This is a genomic window from Planococcus sp. ANT_H30 (genome assembly GCF_008369335.1).
Classification (GTDB): Bacteria; Bacillota; Bacilli; order Bacillales_A; family Planococcaceae; genus Planococcus; species Planococcus kocurii.
This window is the reverse complement of sequence record NZ_VOBJ01000007.1, coordinates 108,857-126,332: the sequence shown is the minus strand read 5'-3', so window position 1 is coordinate 126,332 and position 17,476 is coordinate 108,857. Positions and strand designations below refer to the sequence as shown.

Genomic DNA, 17,476 nt, shown 5'->3' with positions numbered 1-17,476 from the left:
CGATGAACGAAACGATAGATCGTGTCCCCCCGCACAACCATGAAGCTGAGCAATCGGTGATTGGTGCCATCTTTTTAGAACCACCTTCTCTGATCACGGTTGCTGAAATCGTCATGGCAGAAGATTTTTACCGGATTGCCCATCAAAAGATTTTCCAGACGATGCTGAATTTAGCGGATCACGGAAAAGCAATTGATGTTGTGACTGTGACAGAAGAGCTTTCTGTCAAAAAAGAATTAGAGGACGTTGGCGGTTTATCTTATTTAACGGAAATCGCTAACGCCGTACCAACGGCAGCAAACGTTGCGCATTACGCTCATATTGTGGAAGAGAAAGCGATATTGCGCCGCCTCATTCGAGTAGCGACAACGATTGTAGAGGATGGGTTTACACGTGAAGACGAAGTAGAAGCCTTGCTTGCTGAAGCTGAAAAAAAAATGATGGAAGTGTCGAATCGTAAGAATGCCGGCGATTTTATTCACATCAAAGACGTTTTAGTTAAGACCTATGATAATATCGAATTGCTGCATACCCGCAAAGGAGACGTTACAGGGATCCCTACAGGCTTCCGTGACCTTGATAAGGTAACAGCAGGATTTCAGCGAAACGACTTGATTATCGTGGCTGCACGGCCTTCTGTTGGTAAGACCGCTTTCGCTTTAAACGTGGCACAAAATGTTGCAACGAAAACAGACGAAAACGTCGCGATTTTCAGTTTGGAGATGGGTGCTGAACAGCTCGTCATGCGTATGCTATGTGCGGAAGGTAATATCGATGCACAGGTATTACGGACAGGGGCACTTCAAAACGAAGATTGGCGCAAGTTGACAATGGCTATGGGTAGTTTATCAAATGCTGGAATTTTCATCGATGATACGCCCGGAATTCGAGTGAACGATATTCGTGCCAAATGTCGTCGACTCAAACAGGAATATGGACTTGGCATGATTATGATTGATTATCTTCAGCTAATTCAAGGACCTGGACGTTCAGGAGAAAACCGTCAGCAAGAAGTATCGGATATTTCCCGTTCGTTGAAAGGCTTAGCTCGTGAGTTAGAGGTACCGGTTATTGCGTTGTCTCAGTTATCTCGTGGAGTCGAGCAAAGGCAAGACAAGCGGCCGATGATGTCGGATTTACGTGAATCAGGAAGTATTGAGCAGGATGCTGATATTGTATCCTTCTTGTACCGTGAAGATTATTATGACAAAGAAACCGAAGATCAGAACATGATCGAAATCATCATCGCCAAACAACGTAATGGTCCAACGGGTACGGTAAAACTGGCATTTGTGAAAGAATATAATAAATTCGTTACCATCGATTGGAGTCAACATGAATCAGGTGGAGACTTTTAAACACGAACATTAAATGTGGTAACACATTTATATGTTCGTGTTTTCTTCTGTTGCGTATTGACGATTTCCCGTTTAATTGGTACAATAAAAACTGTTTGAGATAGGGCATATGCCTAACGGAGGTGCGGATTATGACATCAGTCGTAGTAGTAGGAACGCAATGGGGAGACGAAGGAAAAGGGAAAATCACAGATTTTCTATCTGAACATGCAGAAGTAATTGCACGTTACCAAGGCGGAAACAACGCTGGACATACCATTATTTTTGGTGGAGAAACGTACAAACTGCATTTGATTCCTTCAGGGATTTTCTATAAAGATAAGACATCTGTAATCGGTAACGGCATGGTCGTAGATCCGAAAGCACTTGTGAAAGAGTTAAAAGGTCTTCATGACCGTGGCGTAACAACGGAGAACTTGCGTATTTCTAACCGCGCACACGTTTTATTGCCATACCACATCAAGCAAGATGAAGTGGAAGAAGCACGCCGCGGAGCAAATAAAATCGGAACAACGGGCAAAGGCATCGGCCCTGCTTATATGGACAAAGCAGCACGTGTCGGAATTCGCATGGCGGATTTATTGGATCACGTTGTGTTCGAGGAAAAACTGCGCATGAACTTAAAAGAGAAAAATCGTCTGTTTGAGAAATTCTATGAAACAGAAGGTTTTACTGCAGAAGAAATTATGGAAGAATATTATGCATATGGTCAAGAAATCGCTAAATACGTAACAGATACATCAAAAGTGTTGAACGATGCAATCGACGATGGTCGCCGTGTATTGTTTGAAGGCGCTCAAGGTGTGATGCTCGACATCGACCAAGGAACTTATCCGTATGTGACATCTTCGAACCCTGTAGCGGGTGGAGTGACAATCGGTGCAGGCGTTGGTCCCACAACAATTCAGCATGTTATTGGAGTTTGTAAAGCTTATACTTCACGTGTCGGAGACGGCCCGTTCCCAACAGAATTGTTTGACGAAGTGGGTCAACAAATCCGCGAAGTTGGTAAAGAATACGGAACTACGACTGGACGCCCACGCCGCATTGGTTGGTTTGATAGTGTAGTTGTCCGCCATGCAAGACGTGTTAGTGGTTTGACAGATCTAACAGTTAACTCAATCGATGTATTAACAGGTCTTGAAACCGTGAAAATTTGTACAGCTTATCGTCATAACGGAGAGCTAATTACAGAATATCCAGCAAACTTGCGTATGCTTGCTGAATGCGAGCCTGTTTATGAAGAACTTCCAGGTTGGTCGGAAGACGTAACGAGCTGCAAATCGTTAGACGAGCTTCCTGATAATGCACGTCATTATTTGGAGCGCATTGCACAATTGACAGGCGTTCAAATTTCGATTTTCTCTGTCGGTCCTGACCGTAACCAAACAAACATTGTGACAAGTGTTTGGAGATAATGTTATTAAATTGCTGCAGATAAATGCTTTTCGTGTTTTCTTCTAACGAGCTTTTCAATTTTTACCCTTGACTCAACTTATATCGTTTTTACCAAGCAGTCGCCTATGAGCGGCTGCTTTTTGATGTTTTGAGAGAGACAATTAATTTTTAGGCAGTTGAATGGGCACGGTGTTTAGCTACAGATAGATGCGGATTAGTCTGAACAATGATAAAGTATAGGGTAGTAAAGAATGTGCAACGGTAAGAAAAAGGGTGTCAAGTTGAAAGAAAAAGGGGAGAAAAATGATGAGTAAAACAATTCTAGTTGTAGACGATGAGAAACCAATTGCAGATATTTTGCAATTCAACTTAAAAAAAGAAGGTTTTAACGTCGTATGTGCATATGACGGGGACGAAGCGATCAAAATTGCAGAAGAAATTCAGCCGGATTTAATGTTGCTGGATATCATGTTACCAAACCGTGACGGCATGGAAGTATGCCGTGAGATTCGTAAGAAATTTGATTTTCCCATCATTATGTTAACGGCAAAAGACTCAGAAATCGATAAAGTTTTGGGCTTAGAACTAGGTGCCGATGATTATGTTACAAAGCCATTTTCAACACGTGAATTGATTGCCCGTGTCAAAGCGAATTTACGTCGTCAAAACATTGCACCAGCTGAAGAAGAAGGACCCAATTCAAATGATATTCAAGTTGGTTCTTTGACGATTCAGCCAGATGCGTATCTAGTCTTAAAGCGTGACGAGACGATCGAACTGACTCACCGTGAATTTGAGTTGCTTCACTATCTTGGCAAGCATATTGGACAAGTTATGACACGTGAGCATTTGTTGCAAACTGTGTGGGGCTACGATTATTTTGGAGATGTCCGGACAGTAGACGTTACAGTGCGTCGTTTACGCGAAAAAATCGAGGACAATCCAAGCCATCCTGCATGGATCGTGACAAGACGTGGCGTAGGGTATTATTTACGAAATCCTGAACAGGAGTAGTTAAATGTCAAAATTTAATTTTTTAAAATCGATACATGTGAAATTTGTTTTGATTTATATTCTGCTGATTTTACTAGCGATGCAGATCATAGGACTGTACTTCGCTCAACAGCTTGAAGAAACGCTAAAAGGTAATTTCGAAAATTCAATTGAAGATCGTATGGAAATTATCGAATTTAGTGTGCGGGAAGAAATGATTAAAGAACGTACAGAAGAAAGTTTGACGCTCGAGCAAACTTTGCGGACGGTATTGTATGGTTTTAAATCGGATGATATTAGTGAAATCCGTGTTGTTAACACGCGGTACAGTATTCTGGCGTCTTCGGTAATCGAAAACCAAGCGCTGATCGGTCAACGTTCAACAAATGATTTAGTGCGGCAATCCATTATCGGAGAAATCGGACTTGAGCAGACATATGTTGATCCTGACAGTGAAGAGCGTATTTGGGTCCGTACCTTGCCAATTGTTGCCGCCGGTGGAGAGTTCCTCGGAACTTTATACGTCGTGGCAGAAATTGAAAATGTATATGACCAAATGGACGACATTAACTCGATACTCGCTGTTGGTACGGCCATATCGCTAGTAATTACGGCAATTTTAGGTATTCTAGTTGCCCAAACGATTTCGCGACCAATTGCCGACATGCGTAGACAGGCGCAGGCTATGGCAAAAGGGAATTTTTCACGCAAAGTTAGGGTTTATAGCGATGACGAAATTGGCCAGCTTGCTCGTGCTTTTAACCATTTAACAAATAGGCTGCAGGAATCCCAACAGTCTACTGAAAGTGAACGACGTAAATTGGCTTCGGTTCTTTCGAATATGACAGACGGTGTATTATCAACTGATCGACGAGGTCGAATTATTTTAATTAATGATCCGGCATTGCAATTGCTTAATGTTTCACGTGAAACGGTGATAAATCGTCCTGTAACAAGCATACTAGGTCTCGATGAAGAATATACTTTTGAAGATTTGATAGATATGAAAGAAGCTATAACGCTCGATTTTAGTTCTTATGATCAAAGCACTTTGCTTCGGACAACATTCTCTGTTATCCAAAAGGAAACAGGTTTTGTTAATGGATTAATTGCTGTATTGCATGACAATACGGAGCAGGAAAAAATTGATATGGAACGCCGCGAATTTGTCGCCAACGTATCACATGAATTGCGGACGCCATTAACGACGATGCGCAGTTATTTAGAAGCCTTAGCGGACGGTGCGTGGCAAGATCCAGACTTGGCACCAAACTTTTTAAATGTCACACAAACAGAAACAGAACGAATGATTCGACTTGTTAATGATTTGTTGAAATTATCGAAAATGGATTCTAGTGAGACGGAATTGAGCAAGGAAATGGTTGAATTTAATGTCTTTTTCAATCGTATTATTGATCGTTTTGAAATGTCGAAATCACACAAAGTGGATTTTGAACGTCATTTACCAAAAGAGCAGTATTTTGTCGAAATTGATCCCGATAAATTAACGCAAGTAATCGATAATATTATTTCCAACGCCTTGAAGTACTCTCCAAAAGGTGGCAAAGTCCGTTTTGATATGACTGTAGAAGAAGGATCTTTGTTGATTCAAATTAGTGATCAAGGCATGGGGATTCCGAAAGAAAATGTCGATCGGATTTTTGATCGTTTTTACCGTGTCGACCGCGCGAGATCTCGCGAAATGGGCGGAACCGGCTTAGGGTTGGCCATTTCTAAAGAAATGATTAATGCGCATGGTGGTGTCATCTGGGCAGAGAGCAAGTTCGGAAAAGGGACCAATATATTCTTTACGCTGCCATTCGAGATGGATGATGGAGGTGAGTGGGATTGAAATATGTAGAGCTAATTAAGTCAGTTGCCTTATTTTTGCTGATTCTACTTAGTCTGGCATTGACCTTTACGATCTGGACTTTCACTCCAACGCACAAAACCATTGAACCATCGACGACAGTAGAAACACCGATAGCAGAAACTAAGAATATTGAAGAAATTGTTCGTCCGGTAAAACTGCTGTTTCATGATGAGGAGTTAGTGACTGGAACAGTCGATCAAACCAATATCGAAGTGCTGGTCGATTCATTGCAGCAATGGGAAATAAAGAATATAAGATTGGTACAAGAAGAAGCACCTCCTGCAACGTTAACGTCTTATATGCATAGTTCTAAGCGAACAGTTCTTTACTATCCAGGATTGGTTCCACTCCCTGTATTTGATTCGATTAACAATATCGTGGATGCAACAATTCCAGAATCTTCGTTTGACAGGCTTATCATCGAATGGGAAACACTGGCGAATGGTCAACCGACCTTGTACTTTATCAATACGTTGTCTGGAAGAATCTACAAAGCAGATATTCGTCCAGAAGATCTGGATCAATTTCAAACGGAAATTGGAGATCAAGCTGCCAACTACGAAACTTACGTAACAGATGAAACAATTGGCACTTTGCCGATTTATGTACAAAAAGGCCAAGTTGAGAAAGAAAGTGTGGATTATGTACTAGAGGAAACGCCGAATGCAAAATTTGCTGAAGCTTTGCTCGACAGTCCTTCACTTGGATTATCTGCGGACTTAATGACACAAGAGTATACAGACGATTCTGGAGCATTAATGAGAGAAAACTTAACGACTAAAAGTATTAGCTATATCCAGCCAAAAGCTGAAACATCTGATCCAGCTATTCCCTCTGACTTGTTATTCGATTCTCTCAGCTACGTTAATGCGCATGGTGGTTGGACGGATAAGTATTTATTCGCAGGAATGAATTCAGTAAATCAGCAAATTAAGTATCAATTATACGTAGGCGATTTACCGGTCTTTAGCACTTCCACAACGACTGATTTGGATATTAAGTGGGGGATAGATGAAGGCGAAGAACAAGTTTATAGTTATGTTCGCCCGACCTATCAGTTAGAAACTGAAGCAGAAAAAGAGCCCAGAGTGTTAATGTCGGGAGAAGAAGTGCTGAAAGCTTTAAGCCAAGGGGATAAAAAAGAACTAGCCACTATAACCGATATTACACTTGCCTATACATTAACAAGAAGAGAAGGAGATTCTGTCGTCACTGTAGCTGTTTTTGAGCCCGCATGGTATTTTAAAGCGAATGGTAGTTGGACAGAGCTGACGAGTGAATTGACGGGAGGACGCGAACTTGGATTGGAATAAAACCAAAACCATTTTTATTATTGTCTTTTCTATTTTGAATGTCTTTTTGTATTCGCTGTATTTAAATCGCTATACAGAGGCAAAAAACGTAGAAGTCCTTTCGGAATCATCAGTGGATGAAAAATTAGCTGCAGATAAAATTACGTATTCAAATCTTCCTGAAAACTTGGAAGGCATGCCTTATATTCGCGGTGAGACGAAAATCTTCACTTCTAAAGATGCACCAAAAGACAACGTTCAAGTTAATATTCAAGATGGAAAACAGCTGCAGGTGTCCTTTGAAAAAGCGGTTTCTCCAACTGGAGAAGCAGAGAGCGTAGAAGCCTTGAATGCATTCATGGAACAAACTGTTTACGAAGGCACTTCTTATGAATTGTGGGAAATTGATAAAGAACAAAACAGAGCCGTTTTTTTCCAAACCTTTGGTGGTGAAATTCTTTATTTTAGTGAGAGTGGAAAAGTAACGGTTTATTGGAACGACCAAGGGGATATCGTCCGCTACGATCAAACGATGTTCACAGATGTTATCGAAAATCAGGAATCCAAAGAATTAGTAACAGCTGTAACAGCTATTCATACGCTGTATCAAAAAAACAAGTTGAAGCCTGGATTGAAAATCGTTAAAACAGAACTTGGCTATTCCGTACATGTACAAGTATCAAAAAACCGGCAAATGTTTGTGCCGACTTGGCATGTTGAAGCAGAACTCAAGGATGGTAGTCGAGAGGATTATTTCGTAAATGCTGTAAAAGATGGCGTGATCGAATTGAACAAACAAGAAGAAATAGAGTAGGGAGATTTTTGCTATGCAATTCAGTGTATTAGCCAGCGGTTCAACCGGCAATGCTACTTACATCGAAAACGGCGAACATTCTTTTTTAGTCGATGCGGGACTCAGCGGTCGTAAGATGGAAGAGTTGTTTGCTGCAATCGGTAAAAAAATGAGCGATTTAGATGGAATATTGGTGACACATGAACACAGTGATCATATTAAAGGACTCGGCATTGTGGCACGTAAACACAAAGTGCCGATTTATGCCAATGCGAAAACGTGGACTGCGATGGACGGGTTAATCGGAGCGGTTCCAGTAGAGCAGCGCTTCCATTTTGATATGGATACGATAAAAACTTTTGGTTCGATGGACATTGAATCGTTCGCGGTGTCGCACGATGCGGCAGACCCCATGTTTTATGTCTTTCATGCAAACGGCCGGAAGCTGTCGTTGATTACAGACACAGGTTATGTCAGCGACCGGATGAAAGGTGTTATTCAAGCGTCGGATTCGTATGTGTTTGAAAGCAATCACGATGTTGGAATGTTGCAGATGGGGCGTTATCCATGGTCGATTAAGCGTCGAATTTTAAGCGATGTCGGTCACGTGTCCAATGAAGATGCAGCGGTCGCGATGAGCGAAGTACTTGCTGAAAAACCGACGCGTATTTATCTTTCGCATTTGAGTAAGGATAATAATATGAAGGATTTGGCGCGCATGAGTGTTGAACAAACTTTGCAGTCGAAAGGGATTATTACGGGCGAATACGTGAATTTGTTTGATACCGATGCCAATATACCGACTAAGTTGATTGTTGTGTAAGAGAAGAGCTGTTCAAAAGTCATGAAAGTGACTTTTGGATGGCTTTTTTTGTTGTACATTGAAATTTGTAAGCAAGCTTTCCGTTCCAGCGCTCGCTTTCCGCGGGTGCAGCCTCTGCCGCTTCCCTCGCTTTGCTCAGTCCAGTGGCTCCGGCTAGCACTATTCCCGCAGGAGTCGAGCGCTTACACTCCAAGCAGCTAGAGGATGTTCTATAAACGATGAGTAGGGAGGAACCAAGTTTTCCGACTTGCTTTGGTCACGTGAAATTTTTAAACTGAAATGATAAAGGTCTTATAAATGGTTCAAGCGGGGTAAACAGATAGAGAAGATAGAGGAAGGATGAGTGCGGTGGGTTATTACAATCAAACACCGAACGGTAGGCAGAGACCTAGTCGTTTAGGTGCGTTTGCTGCAGGTTTAGGCGGAGTGGTAGTAGGTGCATTACTGGTATGGTTATTGTTTTATTCGATGCCGGAATTGAGACCGGATAGTAGTAGTGAGACACAGATTGTTCAGCAGGAAGCGGAAGGGCGTTCAGAAGCGGTTTCGGTTGATATTACGACTGATGTGACAGAAGCGGTTGAGATAGCAGCGGATGCGGTAGTGGGCGTTACCAATTTGCAATCGGCTGGAGATTTTTGGTCTCAAGCACCTCAACAAGAGCAAGCTGTTGGAACAGGCTCTGGTGTCATTTATAAAAATGATAACGGCAAAGCATATGTTGTGACGAACCATCATGTAATCGATGGTGCGACGGGAGTAGAAGTCACTTTGTCAGACGGTTCTAAAGTCGAGGCGACAGTAGTGGGTAGCGATATTTGGACGGACCTTGCTGTTCTGGAAATGGATGGAGCGAAGGTACAGGCGGTTGCTCAATTTGGAGATTCGGATGCGTTGAAACAAGGCGAGGCGGTTATCGCGATTGGTAATCCATTAGGACTCGATTTTTCAGGATCGGTGACAACAGGTGTCGTTTCAGGAAAAGATCGTGCGGTTCCAGTGGATTTGAACGGTGATGGTCAAGAAGACTGGCAGGCAGAAGTACTTCAAACAGACGCTGCGATTAATCCGGGGAATAGCGGCGGTGCGTTGGTTAATCTGGCTGGACAGTTGATCGGCATCAATTCAATGAAAATCGCAACATCATCAGTAGAAGGAATCGGCTTTTCCATTCCAATCAATTCAGCGATACCGGTTATTAATTCGCTCGAAGAGAAAGGCGAGATGATTCGGCCATCAATGGGTGTTACGTTGCTTGATTTAGCTCAAGTGCCTCAAGTCTATCGTCAAGAGACATTAAAGCTTCCTGAAGACGTCACAGAGGGCGTTGTGGTGAATTCTGTAGTAGAAGGCTCTGCAGCAGAAGCTGCCGGCATGGAACAGTTTGATGTCATTGTGGAGATGGACGGAGTTGCCATAGCAGATATCATTGAGCTGCGTCAGCATTTGTATAATGAAAAGAAAATCGGAGATCTATTGAAAGTTAGCGCTTATCGCAACGGAGAACTGATGGAATTTGAATTAGAGCTTGTGGATAATTCAGCATTGTAAAATAGAAAACCTGCATAGAAGCTTCTATGCAGGTTTTTTGTGGAAATCTATCGCTCCGGAGTAGGCGCCTTCTCTAGTGAAAGGTTCTTTTTAAGATAGGAAAATTGTTTTTTTTTGCACCCTGAATTTTTTTATTTTAAGGAATAGCCACCGTCTACGACTATTTCCGCACCGTTTATATAAGATGCTTTGTCTGAAGCTAAGAACAAAACAACTTCTGCAATCTCACTGGGTTTCCCGTAACTTCCTCTAGGGTGTCCTTTAGATTGCTTTTCATAATTCTCTTTTCCACCATATGCGTTAATGGATAAATCGGTTTCTGTAGGGCCAGGAGATATGCAATTGACGCGGATTCCCAGATTAGCAAAGCGAAGTGCCGTGCTTTGAGTCATCGCGACAACGGCTGCTTTTGTTCCACTATAAGCGGGTAGCATCGGATTAACCTTGTCGTTTCCAAGAATCGCGGCATTGTTAATAATGACTCCATTACGCTTCTTACTCATCACAAGTAAAGAATATTTCATGTAGAGGAAGATAGCCGTTTGATTGACAGCGATTAAGTAATTCCAGTCATCTAGCTTTACTCGAGACAAAGGCCCCATTCCTGTAGATAGAATGCCCGCATTGTTGAATAGAATATCAATAGGGTGTTCGTTAGTTTCAAGTGTTTTAAAAAAGTTTTCGATTTCTTCTACGTTTTCGTTATGCACTTGGTAAAAATGAGCGTTTCCGTTGCAGTCACTCTCTACTTGAGAGCCTTTGTCGCGATCTCTTCCAGTAAAATGAACAGTAGCCCCTTCTTTACAAAAGAAATAGACGACTTCCTTACCAATTCCGTCGGTTCCACCATTAACAATTACTACTTTGTTTTCGAACATCATGAGATCTCCTCCAAATGTAATAGTAAAGTGATAGATATGTGAGATCAGTATATAACATTCGTATAGGCAAAGGAAATCTGAGTATAAGCTATTTAAGGAAGACATGAACTTCATCTTGATTGGAAAGGATTTAATCTATGAATGTTTTTTTATTGTCTTGAACAAATACTATTCAAATATCAAGATTTTAGAATGTAAGAAGCGGAAGAGAAGTTAGAATAATATGTGGATAACTTTTTACTTGTTAAATTATTATTAACAATCCACAGGCCAACAAAAGCTTCGCTATCCGTAACTCTTTGCTTCTGTTAAAATAGATTGTGGATAAAAGGAACAAAATGTGTATAACTGTGTGGAATATTCGGAATTTAAAAGGAGTGAAAAAAATGGAGATTAAATGCTGTAAAACCCATGTAGAGCATGCCTTAGACAAGTTTGTAGCTGAAGTGAAAAGCTACCCCATACTTACAGAATTATCAGAAATAGAAAAGTTATCCACAGTATGCGATTACTGTGAAGAGGCTGCAACGTATCTTGTGGCGAACGAATGATCTGGCACAAGATGTAGAAAAGCTTGTGGATATGTGCATAACATATGTGCATAACTTGTTTGTAAATTTAATGTAAAGGGGGATAAGATGTGAATATCTCAATTATCAGTGTAGGAAAGTTGAAAGAAAAATATTTGAAATCAGGCATTGAAGAGTATATAAAAAGACTGGGAAGCTATTCAAAAATAAATGAAATCGAAGTAGCAGACGAAAAAGCACCAGAGCAGTTGAGCGATGCGGACATGGAAATCGTCAAAAAGAAAGAAGCCGACCGAATTTTGGCGAAAATTTCCGCTGACGCGTACGTCATTGCCTTAGCGATCGACGGCAAAATGAAAACCTCAGAGCAGCTCGCAAAAGATATCGAATCGTTGATGACTTACGGCCGCAGCAAAATTGTCTTTGTGATTGGCGGATCACTTGGGTTACATGATGAGGTGTTAAAGCGGGCGGATGAAAAGTTGTCATTTTCAAAGATGACGTTTCCTCATCAATTGATGAAGCTGATTTTGGTGGAGCAGGTTTATCGGGCGTTTCGGATTATGAAGGGGGAGCCGTACCATAAGTAAGTAAGGTTTCTACCATTACCAAACGCTAAAAACAATTCAGTTATTCAAAACCATCAAAAGGAAATAAGCTTTTGGCTATTTGGATTTGCTAAATACGGGTCCAGATTTCGTTATTTTGTTTGACTGCATTGACGATAAGTTATGACTGCGCTTATTAAAATCACTCAATCATCGAACGGATCGAGGCGATTTTCCTTTCTCTTTTTTTAAAAAGCTATATAATGATAAAAGATGAATTTTAGCTGGGATTTTCACTTAAGGCGTTTTTATCTATTGCGTTAAGAGAAAGCTTGAAGCAAAGAAAGCGGGACCAAAATTAATGAAAAAACTTGGATTTGATTCGGAGAAATATTTGCAAGAACAATCAGCCTACATTCTAGAACGGGTGCAGCAGTACGATAAACTTTACTTGGAGTTTGGCGGAAAATTGATAGGCGACAAACATGCCAAGCGTGTCTTGCCTGGGTTTGATGAAGATGCCAAAATCAAACTATTGCATACACTGAAAGAAAAGGCGGAAATCATCATCTGTGTCTACGCTGGAGACATCGAACGAAACAAAGTCCGTGAAGATTACGGCATCACTTACGACCAAGATGTCTTGCGCTTAATTGATGAATATCGAGCATATGGTATTTCTGTCAACAGTGTCTTAATCACTCGTTATCAAGGGCAACCAACGGTCAAAGTATTTATGACTAAGCTTGAGAGAAGCGGAATTAGCGTCTGTATTCACCGTGAAATCGAAGGTTATCCGACAAACGTGGACGCGGTCCTTGGGGAAGAGGGATTTGCGACAAACCCTTATATTAAAACGACAAAGCCGATCGTGGTAGTGACGGGCCCTGGCCCAGGTAGCGGAAAGCTTGCCACCTGCCTTAACCAAATGTACCATGAGAATAAACTTGGAAATGAAGTCGGCTATGCCAAGTTTGAGACGTTTCCGGTTTGGAACTTGCCGTTAAAGCACCCGGTAAACATCGCTTATGAAGCGGCTACCGTCGATTTGAAAGACGTAAATATGATTGATAATTATCACTATGAAGCATATGAAAAAGTAGCGATCAATTACAATCGTGATATTGAGACGTTTCCTGTCATCAAACGGATTATCGAAAGGATTACCGGTAAAGTGTCTATTTACAGCTCACCGACTGATATGGGGGTCAATCGCCTGAAATCGGGCATCACCGACGATCGGGTTGTCCAGGAAGCTGCCAAGCAGGAAATCATTCGGCGCAGTTTCGTCGTAGAGAATGACTATAAAAAAGGACTTGCCGATGAAGACAGTGTAAGCCACATGCAAGTGATTCTGGAAGAGACCGATTTAAAGAAAGAGGATCGGATACCTGTATTGCCGGCCCGTAATTATGCGAAAGCAATCCAAGAGCAAATTGACAGCACGAATCTACAAGCCGTAATTGCGATAGAACTGCCGAATGGCGAGATAATCACCGGTCGAACGACAACTTTGATGGATGCTTCGGCAGCCGCGATTTTGAATGGGTTGAAGAAATTGACCAATATTTCCGATGAAATTAATTTGTTGTCGCCGATGATTTTACAGACGATTCAACGGTTGAAAACGGATGACTTGAACAGCCGTGTCCCAACATTAAGCGCCAATGAAGTGCTCATTGCACTGGCAATCAGTGCGGTCACCAATCCTACTTCTGAGCTGGCTTATAAGCAATTGCCAAATTTAAAAGACACCCAAGCTCATTCTACGGTCATATTGAATAGAGAAAACGAACAGACTTTTAAAAAGCTTGGAATCGACATCACCAATGATCCGATCTATCCAACTGAGAACTTGTATTACAATTAGATTTTAGAAAACACCTGCCTTTTTCTTCTTATATAGAAGTCTGAGGCAGGTGTTTTTCATGTATACAGTTATGATTATTTTGAACTTGCGGTGTCTTTGGTCGGCTTAAAATTGAATTAAGCAAGGACAGATTAGTTCTGTAAAGAGCTAGTAGACTTTTTAGTAACACAACTTCACAAAAGCGCTAGGATTATCATCCTAGCGCTTTTTTATATTAAAATATTAATGCTTGGTTCTGGTGAATCTACTAGCCAAACACGCATCATTCAAAAGGAAATGAACCTCCCTGTTTTTCCATAAGCACAGGAGCAAGCAACTTACTTTTTAAAATGCCCATGAGGATCAATAACAAACTTCTTGGAAGCGCCTTGGTCAAATTCAGCGTATGCCTCTGGTGATTGGTCTAACGTAATGACCGTTGCGTTTACCGCTTTGGCAATTTGTGCTTTGCCGCTTAAAATCGACTTCATCAAGTCACGATGGTACCTCATAACCGGAGTTTGGCCCGTTACAAACGTATGAGCTTTTGCCCAGCCAAGTCCTAAGCGCACCTTCAAGGTTCCATTTTGAGCGTCTTGGTCGGCAGCGCCTGGATCACCGGTTACATAGAGTCCAGGTATACCAAGACGTCCGCCTGCACGCGTAACTTCCATAATGGAATTTAATACAGTAGCCGGTGCTTCACCAGCTCCCTCGCCATGTCCACTAGCTTCAAAACCTACACAATCAATCGCGCAATCCACTTCTGGGACGCCTAGAATTTGAGCAATTTGTTCCGCAAGGTTTGCGTGTTCACGAAGATTGACCGTTTCACAGCCGAAACTATGGGCCTGTGCAAGGCGTTCTTTGTTTAAGTCCCCTACGATAACAACAGATGCACCCAGTAGCTGGGCAGAGTGGGCAGCGGCTAAACCGACAGGACCAGCCCCGGCAACATAGACAGTAGCTCCTGGTTTCACACCCGCACTCACAGCGCCGTGGTAGCCCGTCGGGAAAATATCGGAAAGCATCGTTAAATCAAGTATTTTATCCATCGCTTGATCTTTATCCGGGAATTTCAGCAACTGAAAATCTGCATAAGGGACCATCACGTATTCCGATTGCCCGCCGACCCATCCACCCATGTCTACATAGCCATAAGCAGAACCGGGACGATCTGGGTTGACGTTCTCACAAATATGAGTGTCTTGCTCTTTACAGCTGCGGCAGCGGCCACAAGCAATATTAAATGGTACCGACACCAGGTCACCTTTTTTGATAAATTCCACATCACGACCGACTTCAATGACTTCTCCTGTAATTTCATGACCGAGTACAAGGCCTTCAGGAGCTGTTGTCCGGCCACGCACCATGTGTTGATCACTTCCGCAAATATTGGTGGTAACGACTTTTACCACCACTCCATGTTCACATTTACGCCCGACATTCAATGGATTTACCCCGGGACCATCTCTAATGATTAATTCAGGGTAGCTTATATCTTCAACTGTTACCGTTCCAGTACCTCTGTATACAACCGCTCTGTTTCCTGCCATTTCTGTCAGCTCCTATCTAATTTTGTACAGATAAAGATCACATTTTTACACCAGGGCAGCATCGAAGAAGGGACAAAATTTCACTATTTATATTAAGTATTCTCTATATTCTAAATTATAATTCTTTTTAATGGAAGAACGCACTTTTTTGTGAGAAGGTTACCTAAAGGATACTTTCAGAAGGAAATGGAAGAAGGGGGCAGTTTCATGAGTGATCTGCGGTCAGCAATAAAAAGGGAAATTGAGAGTGGCGAATTTAATTGTGAAAAGGAACTGACCTTATCGATTATTAGCGGCAAGTGGAAAATTATTATTATTTACTATTTAGGAACAGAGGGTGTCTTGCGCTTTAGTGAGATTAACCGCCTGCTTCCTAAAATTTCGCATAAGGTACTGACTACTCAAATTAGAGAGTTGGAGGAGGACGGGGTCGTTCACCGGGAAGTATTTGCTGAAGTTCCGTCAAAAGTAGAATATTCACTAACCACTTTAGGAGAAAGCCTCATTCCAATCGTTTTAATGATGGATGAATGGGGAAAGAAAAACATCAAACACTTTCCTATTGCGAAAAATGTGTGAGGAATCCCATCTGAATCTCCAAGAAAAAAGGCAATAATCCATCGCATGAGGAGTATTGCCTTTTTTCTATAATCAGCACAAAACATAACTTATTTCTCAGGAAACGGAGCAGTGGTGTGAAATGCAAGCAGATGCATCATTTCAACTCAGCTACCCAACCGCCAACTTGATAAGCAGAGTAAAAGTTAACAATGTTTTGAAAACCGGCCTCTTCGAGTAATTCTTGTATCCGTTCTTCGGAGATGAGAGGCATGTTAAGAATTCTTTGTACATCCTCGCTCTTTTCAGGATTTATCCCATGACTTCGAAAACGTTCTTTCCACGCAGTAAAATTTTTTTCGAATTCAATCGATTGCTTGTTCCCATATATGCTCACAAGAATAAAGGGATCCCCGTGTTCCAATCGATTAGCCACGCTCGTTAACAAATTGAGCTTTGCCTGGTCATCCGGTAGAAATTGAAGAACCAGAATACAGGTAGCCATGTCGAATTTGGGGGCGGTTGGCAATTCATGAAGAAACCCTTGATGCAAGGTAACGCGATTTTCGGTACCTGCTTGCTGAATTTTATACGAAGCAATTTTTAGCATTTGTTCGGATGGATCAACTCCGGTTAGAAACCAATTAGGGTGAGTTTGACTAAAGTAAAGCAGCTCGGCCCCTCCTCCGGCTCCAACGACCAGCAGATGTGGAGAAGGTTTTTTCGATAGGGAGAAAAAAGAGTCCGCCATCGAAAACAATTGGTCATAAGCAGGCACTGCTATACGAATAAAAGAATCATAATGCTGAGCAAAATCAGAATTAAAATCGGGCTGGCTGTTATTCATGATTACCCTCCTAAGATTTTAAATTTCTTTTAAGATATGCGAGAAAACTTATACATTTCCCTTGAAAAGAAGTGGGGTACGCTCTTATTCAGCCTAAGATTTTTTGTGAAATCATCCACCTTTCAAAAAAATTATACAAGGAGCGGAAATTCCATGTTCCAATTTGTCGGAGGAGGTAAAGGTTTTGAACTAGATGATGGAAGAAGGCAATAGCGGTTTTGGAACTAACGAGTGAGGTAAATGATGATAGGAACTAATTCAATAAAAGATAACAAATCCCTTTCAAATTAACCTATTTAAAACGGCTTGCAGAATTTTATTTTAGAATACCCTGGATTGATACAATGGGTTTAATGACGTAGGAAGCATTGAGGCGATTCTACTCAAAAGGAACTCGCCTTTAAACGTGCGTTAATTCAGAACTAAATAAATGATGTATAGCGGCACTAAAACAATCGCCATGTACTTTAGCAGATACAGCGAACTCGTAAATAGGCATTTGGCTTTCGCGATTAACGCTTCTTTCAAATCATTGACCATTTCGGACATTGTGTCTGCCCCCTTCAGTAAGTATGATTAGTATAAAGCAGAGACTACTTGAATGGTACTTTGCTGTTTTCTAATAG

Annotated in this window: 16 protein-coding genes; 12 read left to right on the top strand and 4 right to left on the bottom strand. The window is 41.6% G+C overall.

The features are described 5' to 3' along the window. Positions 1-2: 2 nt before the first annotated feature. The 8 genes from dnaB (at position 3) to FQ085_RS14190 (ending at position 10,081) form a co-directional block, all read left to right on the top strand. Positions 3-1,358 carry a replicative DNA helicase gene (gene dnaB, locus FQ085_RS14225; protein ID WP_049693565.1) on the top strand — a complete coding sequence of 452 codons (1,356 nt, stop codon included), beginning with the start codon at positions 3-5 and terminating at the stop codon, positions 1,356-1,358. A 131-nt stretch (positions 1,359-1,489) separates the two neighbouring features. After that, entirely contained in the window at positions 1,490-2,776 is a 1,287-nt protein-coding gene (locus FQ085_RS14220; RefSeq protein WP_149456913.1) for an adenylosuccinate synthase, read from the top strand. A 286-nt stretch (positions 2,777-3,062) separates the two neighbouring features. Further along, positions 3,063-3,770, top strand: coding sequence for a response regulator YycF (gene yycF, locus FQ085_RS14215; protein ID WP_058383871.1), 708 nt, complete (start codon positions 3,063-3,065; stop codon positions 3,768-3,770). Positions 3,771-3,774: 4 nt separating this feature from the next. After that, positions 3,775-5,601: a cell wall metabolism sensor histidine kinase WalK gene (gene walK / locus FQ085_RS14210; protein ID WP_058383872.1), complete on the top strand. Its 1,827-nt coding sequence runs from the start codon at positions 3,775-3,777 to the stop codon at positions 5,599-5,601. Next, complete coding sequence (locus FQ085_RS14205; RefSeq protein WP_262499807.1) at positions 5,592-6,935, top strand: YycH family regulatory protein; 1,344 nt, start codon at positions 5,592-5,594, stop codon at positions 6,933-6,935. Before walK ends, FQ085_RS14205 begins: the two co-directional genes overlap by 10 nt. Next, positions 6,922-7,728 (top strand): two-component system regulatory protein YycI, encoded by an 807-nt coding sequence (locus FQ085_RS14200; RefSeq protein ID WP_058383874.1) that lies wholly within the window; start codon positions 6,922-6,924, stop codon positions 7,726-7,728. Before FQ085_RS14205 ends, FQ085_RS14200 begins: the two co-directional genes overlap by 14 nt. A 13-nt stretch (positions 7,729-7,741) precedes the next feature. Next, positions 7,742-8,530, top strand: a complete 789-nt coding sequence (locus FQ085_RS14195) for an MBL fold metallo-hydrolase (RefSeq protein WP_058383875.1) — start codon at positions 7,742-7,744, stop codon at positions 8,528-8,530. A gap of 348 nt (positions 8,531-8,878) precedes the next feature. Continuing rightward, entirely contained in the window at positions 8,879-10,081 is a 1,203-nt protein-coding gene (locus FQ085_RS14190) for a S1C family serine protease (protein WP_049693586.1), read from the top strand. 131 nt (positions 10,082-10,212) lie between these two features. On the opposite strand, the gene FQ085_RS14185 is transcribed toward FQ085_RS14190, so the two are convergent. Beyond that, the gene (locus tag FQ085_RS14185; RefSeq protein WP_149456910.1) at positions 10,213-10,962 is read right to left on the bottom strand and encodes an SDR family NAD(P)-dependent oxidoreductase; all 750 of its coding nucleotides are present in this window, start codon (positions 10,960-10,962) and stop codon (positions 10,213-10,215) included. Between the two features lie 386 nt (positions 10,963-11,348). Between FQ085_RS14185 and FQ085_RS14180 the strand changes: the two genes are divergently transcribed. From FQ085_RS14180 to FQ085_RS14170, 3 genes are all read left to right on the top strand, one after another. Then, the gene (locus tag FQ085_RS14180; protein ID WP_071152944.1) at positions 11,349-11,513 is read left to right on the top strand and encodes a CxxH/CxxC protein; all 165 of its coding nucleotides are present in this window, start codon (positions 11,349-11,351) and stop codon (positions 11,511-11,513) included. A gap of 89 nt (positions 11,514-11,602) precedes the next feature. Beyond that, complete coding sequence (gene rlmH / locus FQ085_RS14175) at positions 11,603-12,082, top strand: 23S rRNA (pseudouridine(1915)-N(3))-methyltransferase RlmH (protein WP_082707516.1); 480 nt, start codon at positions 11,603-11,605, stop codon at positions 12,080-12,082. 319 nt (positions 12,083-12,401) lie between these two features. Further along, positions 12,402-13,910: a DUF1846 domain-containing protein gene (locus tag FQ085_RS14170; protein ID WP_149456909.1), complete on the top strand. Its 1,509-nt coding sequence runs from the start codon at positions 12,402-12,404 to the stop codon at positions 13,908-13,910. 317 nt (positions 13,911-14,227) lie between these two features. Here the strand turns inward: FQ085_RS14170 and fdhA are convergent, their stop codons facing one another. After that, the gene (fdhA, locus tag FQ085_RS14165; protein ID WP_058383897.1) at positions 14,228-15,445 is read right to left on the bottom strand and encodes a formaldehyde dehydrogenase, glutathione-independent; all 1,218 of its coding nucleotides are present in this window, start codon (positions 15,443-15,445) and stop codon (positions 14,228-14,230) included. 207 nt (positions 15,446-15,652) lie between these two features. Here fdhA and FQ085_RS14160 point away from each other — a divergent pair, with 207 nt between their 5' ends. After that, positions 15,653-16,024: a winged helix-turn-helix transcriptional regulator gene (locus tag FQ085_RS14160; protein WP_058383898.1), complete on the top strand. Its 372-nt coding sequence runs from the start codon at positions 15,653-15,655 to the stop codon at positions 16,022-16,024. Between the two features lie 136 nt (positions 16,025-16,160). On the opposite strand, the gene FQ085_RS14155 is transcribed toward FQ085_RS14160, so the two are convergent. Together FQ085_RS14155 and FQ085_RS18140 are read right to left on the bottom strand one after the other, a co-directional pair. Beyond that, complete coding sequence (locus FQ085_RS14155; RefSeq protein ID WP_149456908.1) at positions 16,161-16,850, bottom strand: class I SAM-dependent methyltransferase; 690 nt, start codon at positions 16,848-16,850, stop codon at positions 16,161-16,163. Positions 16,851-17,261: 411 nt separating this feature from the next. Further along, positions 17,262-17,399 carry a hypothetical protein gene (locus FQ085_RS18140; protein WP_169793172.1) on the bottom strand — a complete coding sequence of 46 codons (138 nt, stop codon included), beginning with the start codon at positions 17,397-17,399 and terminating at the stop codon, positions 17,262-17,264. Positions 17,400-17,476: the final 77 nt, after the last annotated feature.